At 74.6% G+C, this 6,685-nt stretch carries 8 protein-coding genes; 4 read left to right on the top strand and 4 right to left on the bottom strand.

Annotation, left to right across the window (positions count from 1 at the left end; translation table 11 throughout):
- Both VF468_23455 and VF468_23450 read left to right on the top strand, forming a co-directional pair.
- Positions 1-385 (top strand): hypothetical protein (locus VF468_23455; GenBank protein ID HEX5881246.1); only part of this gene is annotated, 385 nt, incomplete at its 5' end.
- Between the two features lie 59 nt (positions 386-444).
- A complete protein-coding gene (locus VF468_23450; GenBank protein HEX5881245.1) occupies positions 445-1,938 on the top strand; it encodes a glycosyltransferase in 1,494 nt (497 codons plus the stop codon).
- A 168-nt stretch (positions 1,939-2,106) separates the two neighbouring features.
- On the opposite strand, the gene VF468_23445 is transcribed toward VF468_23450, so the two are convergent.
- Genes VF468_23445 through VF468_23435 form a run of 3 tightly spaced genes read right to left on the bottom strand, consistent with a single transcriptional unit; the run spans position 2,107 to position 5,085 of the window.
- Entirely contained in the window at positions 2,107-2,865 is a 759-nt protein-coding gene (locus VF468_23445) for a glycosyltransferase family 2 protein (protein ID HEX5881244.1), read from the bottom strand.
- Between the two features lie 10 nt (positions 2,866-2,875).
- Positions 2,876-4,495, bottom strand: coding sequence for a hypothetical protein (locus VF468_23440; GenBank protein ID HEX5881243.1), 1,620 nt, complete (start codon positions 4,493-4,495; stop codon positions 2,876-2,878).
- Complete coding sequence (locus VF468_23435) at positions 4,492-5,085, bottom strand: acyl-CoA thioesterase (protein HEX5881242.1); 594 nt, start codon at positions 5,083-5,085, stop codon at positions 4,492-4,494. Before VF468_23435 ends, VF468_23440 begins: the two co-directional genes overlap by 4 nt.
- 85 nt (positions 5,086-5,170) lie before the next feature.
- On the opposite strand from VF468_23435, the gene VF468_23430 reads away from it, so the two are divergent.
- Both VF468_23430 and VF468_23425 read left to right on the top strand, forming a co-directional pair.
- On the top strand, positions 5,171-5,551 hold the full coding sequence (locus tag VF468_23430) for a VOC family protein (protein ID HEX5881241.1): 381 nt from the start codon (positions 5,171-5,173) through the stop codon (positions 5,549-5,551).
- A 13-nt stretch (positions 5,552-5,564) separates the two neighbouring features.
- Positions 5,565-6,377 (top strand): methyltransferase domain-containing protein, encoded by an 813-nt coding sequence (locus VF468_23425; protein HEX5881240.1) that lies wholly within the window; start codon positions 5,565-5,567, stop codon positions 6,375-6,377.
- A gap of 43 nt (positions 6,378-6,420) precedes the next feature.
- On the opposite strand, the gene VF468_23420 is transcribed toward VF468_23425, so the two are convergent.
- The coding region (locus VF468_23420; protein ID HEX5881239.1) for a hypothetical protein at positions 6,421-6,685 on the bottom strand (265 nt) is incomplete at its 5' end.

Genomic DNA, 6,685 nt, shown 5'->3' with positions numbered 1-6,685 from the left:
CATGGGGGACGTGTTCGACGCCGACACCGGCCCACCGGGCGACGCCCTCACCGCCGGGGCCGAGACGGCGACCATGGACCAGTTGCTGGAGCGGGCGGCCGCCCTGGCCGCCCGGACCGGCCTTGGCGACGCCGACCGGCTGCTGTCGGGCCGGCCGCTGCTGACCGTCGGCGGGGCCGCCGCCGGGCTGCTGGCCCCGTTCGCCGCCGGCGCCGGGGTGGTGCTGGTCGGCGGCCTCGACCCGGGCCGGTTCTGGAAGCGGGTCGCCGACGAGCGGGTCACGGTGGCCGTGCTCGACCCCGCCCAGGCCGCCGCCGTCCGCGACGCCGGACCGCCACTGGCCGGCCTCGACCATTCCCGGCTGCGGATGCTGCTCGGCGACTGACCGCTCAAGCGACCCGACGTGGTACTTTGCCGGCTGCTGCCGAAGGGGGAGAAATGTCCATGAAGCTGTCGGTGGTCGTCCCGTTCTACAACGAACTGCGGACGCTCCCGACGGTCATCGACCGCCTCCTCAGGGTCGACTTCGACGCCCTCGGCCTGGAGACGGAGCTGATCTTCGTCGACGACGGCTCCACCGACGCCGGGCGGAGCCTGCTCGACCCGCTGCCCCGCGACGACGTCCGGGTCATCGTCCACCCCACCAACCGGGGCAAGGGCGCCGCCGTCAAGACCGGCCTGGAGGCGGCCACCGGCGACATCCTCTGCATCCAGGACGCCGACCTCGAGTACGACCCCCGCGACCTGCCGGCCCTGATCGAGCCGATCCTGGACGGCGACTACGAGGTCGTCTACGGCAGCCGCTTCCGGGGCAGCGCGGCCGGCCTCTACTACACCCACCGGATCGCCAACCGGCTGCTCAACCTGATGGTCAACGTGGCCTTCAACCGCTACCTGTCGGACGTCTACACCGGCTACAAGGTGTTCACCCGCCACGCGTACCGGGGGCTGCGGCTGACCGCCAAGAGCTTCACCGTGGAGATGGAGCTGACCGCCCACTTCCTGCGCAAGGGCCTGGTGATCTACGAGGTCCCGATCTCCTACAGGGCCCGCACCTACGCGCAGGGCAAGAAGATCCACTTCAAGGACGGCTTCCTGGCCGCCGGGGCGGTGGCCCGCTACCGCTTTCGCCGCCCGCCGGAGCGGACCGGGCCGGCCGCCTACGGCGCCCCCGACGACCCGGGGGTGATGCGCGCCGTCGAGGGCGGGGCCACCATCCACACCCTCGGCCTGGAGGACCTGGCCGCGGCCCACCGCTACCGCCGCTACCTGCACGGCCTGCTCGCCCCGTATCTGGGCCTGTCCGTGCTCGAGGTCGGGGCCGGTCTCGGCGACTTCTCGGCCCAGCTGCTGGACCGCGACCGGCTGGTCGTCAACGACAACGACCCGATCTGCGTACGCGCCCTCGACGAGCGCTTCGGCGACCGCCCCGGCATCGAGGTCCTGCCCGCCGACGTGCTCAAGCTCAAGGTCGAGCCGCCGGTCGACTCGGTGGTCGCCCTCAACGTCCTGGAGCGCATGGACGACGACGTGGCCGCCCTCCGGGCCATGGCCCGGGCCGCCCTCCCCGGCGGCCGCGTCCTGCTGGTCGTGCCCGCCTACCCGTCGCTGGCCGGCGCCTTCGACGACGCCCTCGGCCACCTGCGCCGCTACACCCCCGGCAGCCTCCGCGACGCCGTCGAGACCGCCGGCCTGGTCCCCGAGGTCATCCGCCCGGTCAACCTCCTCGGCGGCCTCGCCTGGTGGGCCGCCGTCCGGGTCGGCCGCCAGGCCCGCCCCACCCCCGCACTGGTCCGGCTCTACGACCGCCTGGTGGTCCCCGCCGAGCGCCTCCTGGAGCGCCGCCTCCAGCCCCGCTTCGGCCAGTCCATCCTCTGCGTGGCCCAGGTCCCCGAGCCCGAGAACCAGCCCCAGACCCGCCGCGAGCGCTTCGCCTGACCGCGGCCGACCCTCGCTCACCGGGCTCGCGACCCCCACCGGAACCGGAACGGCCAGCGCGGGCGTCTGGCGCCAGGCGCCCGCACCCGGCGCTCCTGGCCCAGCAGGTACGCCGTCCGAGGCACCAGGAGCTGCACCCTCCTCCACAGCTCCCCGCGGTTGCTCCGATCAGCCCTCGCCGGTGAGCGGGCTGTTGGCCGAACCCGCGCTGCTCCGGGTGGCGCCGCGGTGGCGGGCCAGGGTGCGGAGGGTGGAGAGGCCGTAGACGACCGAGCGGCGGAACCCGACCGAGCTGGCCTCGGCGAAGTAGCGGGTGGGGACGGGGATCTCGGCGATACGGAAGCCGGCCCGGACGACCTGGCCGACCAGCTCCTGGTCGAACACGAAGTCGTTGGAGTTGGCCCGGTAGTCGATCGTCTCCAGCAGCTTGCGGGAGTAGGCCCGGAAGCCGGTGTGGTACTCGGACAGGCGCAGGTCGTAGGCGCGGTTCTGGAGGGTGGTCAGGAACCGGTTGGCCACGAACTTCCAGCGGGGCATGCCGCCGGCCAGCGGGTCGCCGAGGAAGCGGCTGCCCAGCACCATGTCGGCGTCGCCGGCCAGGATGGGGGCGACCAGGTCGGGGATGCGGGTGGCGTCGTACTGGTAGTCGGGGTGGAGCATGACGACCACGTCGGCGCCCTCGGCCAGGGCGGTGTCGTAGCAGGTCTTCTGGTTGCCGCCGTAGCCGAGGTTCTGGCGGTGGACGACGACCTGGAGGTTCAGGAGCTCGGCCACGGCCACGGTGTCGTCGCGGGACAGGTCGTCGACCAGGATGACGTGGTCGACCACGCCCGGGGGGATGTCGCGGTAGGTGCGGACCAGCGTCCGGGCGGCGTTGTAGGCCGGCATCACCACGACGACCTTGGGCTGGGACGGGTCTGCGGGCATCGGCACCTACCTACATCCGGCGGGACGGGCCTGCCAGCGGATGGTAGTCAATCGGCGCGGCCAGGGGCGAGACGCCGACGCCGGACGTGGCCGGCAGGCCGTACAGGACCAGCTCGCCGGGACCCCAGCGGACCCGGGCCAGGGTCACGCCGGCCCCGCGGCCGGCCAGGGTCGCCACCCGGCCGGTCGGGTCGGCGGGCTCGGCGCCGACGAGGAAGTGGGTGACGCCGAGGCGGCCGACCGGGTCATGGACGTTGGCCTCGGCGGTTGGCCAGGGGGTGCGTGTGACCAGCTGGGTGTCGAACAGCAGGGTCGGGGCGTAGGCGCCGTACACGACCGCGCTGCTGGGCAGCGACGCGGACAGGGCCCGCTGGCCCTGCTCGCGCGAGCGCCCGCTGTCCAGCGCCCCGTCCAGGTACGCCACCATCCCGGGCAGGGCCACGGCCAGCCCGAGCGCGATCCCGGCCACTTTGGCCAGCCGCCCCGTCCCGCCGGACCGGTCCCTGTCCCCCGCCCGGCCCCGGCCGACGACGGCGGCCAGGTCGGCCAGCCCGAACCCGGCCAGGACGGCCAGCCCGGGCAGGGCCGGGACGACGTAGCGGTTGGGGGCGCCGTAGTTGCCGGGCAGGTAGTCGGCCACCGCCACCGCCAGCCACAGCCCGGTCCCCCACAGCAGGGCCATGACCAGCGCGTCCCTGGCCTCGGGGGTCAGCCGGGGCCAGCGGCGGGCCAGCGCGGCCACCCCGAGGGCGGCGGCCAGCAGCAGCGGCAGGCTCCGCCCAAGGGCCTGGTCGGAGTCGGCCAGGTAGCGGCCGAGACGGCCGGCGATCGCGGCCGGCCCGTCCAGGTACTCGACCGAGGGCCAGATCCGCAGCGACGTCCGGAACCGGTCCCAGTTGGGCAGGGCCACCGCGGCCAGCCAGGCCCCGCCGGCCGCGACCAGGGCCGCCAGCCCGGCCAGGCCCATGCCCAGCGCCCCCCGGTCCCGGCGGACGGCGGCCGCGACCAGCACCACGGCCAGCATCACCATCCCGGGCAGGAGCGCGATCGCCTTGACCGACACGGCGGCCGCGACCAGCAGACCGAGCCCGATCCCGGCGGCGGGCGACGGCCGCCAGGCCGCCCGGGTGGCGAGCACGAACGCCCCGGCCAGCAGCGCCACCACGGTCGCCTCGACCAGGGCGAGCCGGCCGTGCTCGAGCATGAGGTTGGCCCCGCCGAGGGCGGCGGCGGCGAGCAGGGCGGCCGGGCGGCCCAGCGGCCGGGCCAGCCCGAGGGCCAGCAGCAGCACGGCCGCGGCGACCGCGACCATGGACAGGGCCCGGCCGGCGGCCAGGCTCGGCCCGGTCACGGCGAACATGGCCGCGGCCAGCGCGCTGTAGGCGCCGTTGGTCAGGCTGCGGTCGACGTCGCCGGTGGCGAACTGGCCGGTCAGGACCCGCTCGCGGGCGTTGGCCAGGTTGAAGCCCTCGTCGGTCCAGGGGGCGTTGCTGGCCGTCAGCCCCCTCGGCGGGTCGACTCCGGCGAACGGGACCAGCAGCCACAGCACGATGATGGCCAGCAGCAGCCCGGCCAGCACCTGCGCCGGCGTGACCGCCCCGTCGTCGCCGGGCCGGGTCGCCGCGCTCACGTGTCGAGCTGGTCGCGCCGGCGCCGGATGGCCTCGGCCCGGGCCAGGCGGTGCTCGCGGCGGATCTTGGCCTCGGCCTGGCGGTGGCGCTCGACGTCGTTCTCGGGGACCAGCCCGGGCACCGGCCGCGGCTGCCCGCGCTCGTCCAGGGCCACGAACACCAGGTAGGCCGAGGAGGTGTGGGTGCGCCGGCCGCTGAGGATCTCCTCGGCCTCGACCCGCACCCCGACCTCGATCGAGGTCCGCCCGACGTCGTTCACCGAGGCCCGCACCAGGACCACGTCGCCGACGTGCACCGGGTGCAGGAAGCTCATCTGGTCGAGGGAGGCCGTCACCACCGGCCCTCCGGCGTGGCGGCTGGCCGCGATCCCGGCGGCGGTGTCGATCAGCTTCATGATCTCGCCACCGTGGACGTTGCCCATGAAGTTGGCGTTCGACAGGTCCATGTGCTGGGACAGGGTGACCTCCGAGGCCCGCGGCGGCTTGGGCGCCAGGTCGTGCGCGGCCGCCGCCCTGGCCGCCTCGCGCACCTGCTCCCGCAGCCCGTCCAGGGGTTGCCCCCCGCCCGTCCCGGTCCCGATCTCGCTCACGCCCCGCCGGCTCTCCTTGTCTCTGTCCCGGCCACCGGAGAGGATAGCCTTCCCCGACCGCGACCTCGCAAAGGACCATCCGGCCATGACCATGAAGCTCGAGCTGGTGCCGATCCCGGTGACCGACGTCGACCGGGCCAAGGCCTTCTACACCGACCAGGTCGGCTTCCACGCCGACCTCGACGAGCGCTTCGGCGACGAGTTCCGGGTCGTGCAGCTGACCCCGCCCGGCTCGGCCTGCTCCATCTGCGTCGGGGTCGGGATCGTCCAGACACCCCCCGGCTCGGTCCAGGCCCTCCACCTGGTCGTCCCCGACATCCACGCCACCCGGGCCGAGCTGCTGGAGCGGGGGGTCGAGATCAGCGAGGTCGAGGACATGACCGCCCCCGGCAAGCCGACCGTCTCCTACGCCTACTTCAAGGACCCCGACGGCAACGGCTGGGCCCTCCAGCAGCTCCCGTACTAGGAGCGGCGCCGCCTTGGGCGACGAACGCTGGCAGGTCACCGGCAGCGCCGCCGAGGTCTACCAGGGCCAGCTCGTCCCGGCCATCTTCGCCCCCTGGGCCCCCCGGGTCCTCGACCTCGCCACCCCGGCCACGGGCGAGCGGCTCCTGGACACGGCCTGCGGCACCGGGGTCGTCGCCCGGCTGGCCGCCGACCGGGTCGGCCGCACCGGCCAGGTGGTCGGCCAGGACCTCAATCCGGGCATGCTGGCGGTCGCCTCCGCCCTCCCCGCCCGGTCGGCCCCGATCGCCTGGGTCCAGGCCAGCACCGACCACCTGCCGTTCGCCGACGGCAGCTTCGAGGTCGTCGCCTGCCAGCTCGGCCTCCAGTACTTCCCCGACCGCCCCGCGGCCGTGGCCGAGATGGCCAGGGTGCTGGCCCCGGGCGGCCGCCTGGCGGTCATGGTGTGGCGTTCGATCGACCACAGCCCGGGGTTCGCCGCCCTGGCCGACGCCCTCGACCGCCACATCGGCCCGGCCGCCGGCGCGACCATGCGGGCGCCGTTCACCCTCAACGACGAGGCGGCGCTGCGTGACCTGCTCGCCGGAGGCGGGTTCGAGGACGTGGAGGTGCACCCCCAGGCGGGCACGGTCCGGTTCGGCTCGGTCCAGGAATTCCTGATCGCCCAGGGCACCGGGTCGCCCCTGGCCGCCCCTATCGTCGCCGCCGACCCCGCCGCCCGAGCGGCTCTGCTCGCCGACGCCGAGACCACCCTGGCCCCGTGGCAGGGCCCCGACGGGTTCGCCTTCCCGATCGGGGCCCTCCTGCTCAGCGGGCGTGTTCCCTGAGCCACACGGCCTATGCCCGACGCCTCCCTGTGGGTGCCGGAGCTCAGGGCTGGATCCTGGTGCTGGTCGACGCGTAGCCGCCGCCTCCCGGGTACACCCAGTCGCCCGAGTGGCTGGTGCCGTCGGGGCTGAAGGTGCCGCGGTAATAGGCGGGGGAGCCCTTCGCGCCGCCCCAGATGGTGAGGGTGTCGCCCTCCAGCTCGTAGACGTAGTCGAGGGTGTTGCCGGTGCTGTCGAAGAAGCGGGAGTGGATGTCCGGGCTCGGCGGCTCCCCGAAGGGCCGCAGGTGCCCGATGATCTCCATGCCC

The organism is Actinomycetota bacterium (assembly GCA_036280995.1).
GTDB lineage: Bacteria > Actinomycetota > CALGFH01 > CALGFH01 > CALGFH01 > CALGFH01.
The sequence above is the reverse complement of the archived record's forward strand: the minus strand, read 5'-3'. Positions and strand labels throughout refer to the sequence as shown.

What these genes read in the sequence shown, in the direction of transcription:
- VF468_23445 (HEX5881244.1), bottom strand. Translation starts at nt 2,865, where the DNA reads ATGCCCGCAGACCCGTCCCAGCCCAAGGTCGTCGTGGTGATGCCGGCC.
- VF468_23430 (HEX5881241.1), top strand. Translation starts at nt 5,171, where the DNA reads ATGACCATGAAGCTCGAGCTGGTGCCGATCCCGGTGACCGACGTCGAC.
- VF468_23450 (HEX5881245.1), top strand. Translation starts at nt 445, where the DNA reads ATGAAGCTGTCGGTGGTCGTCCCGTTCTACAACGAACTGCGGACGCTC.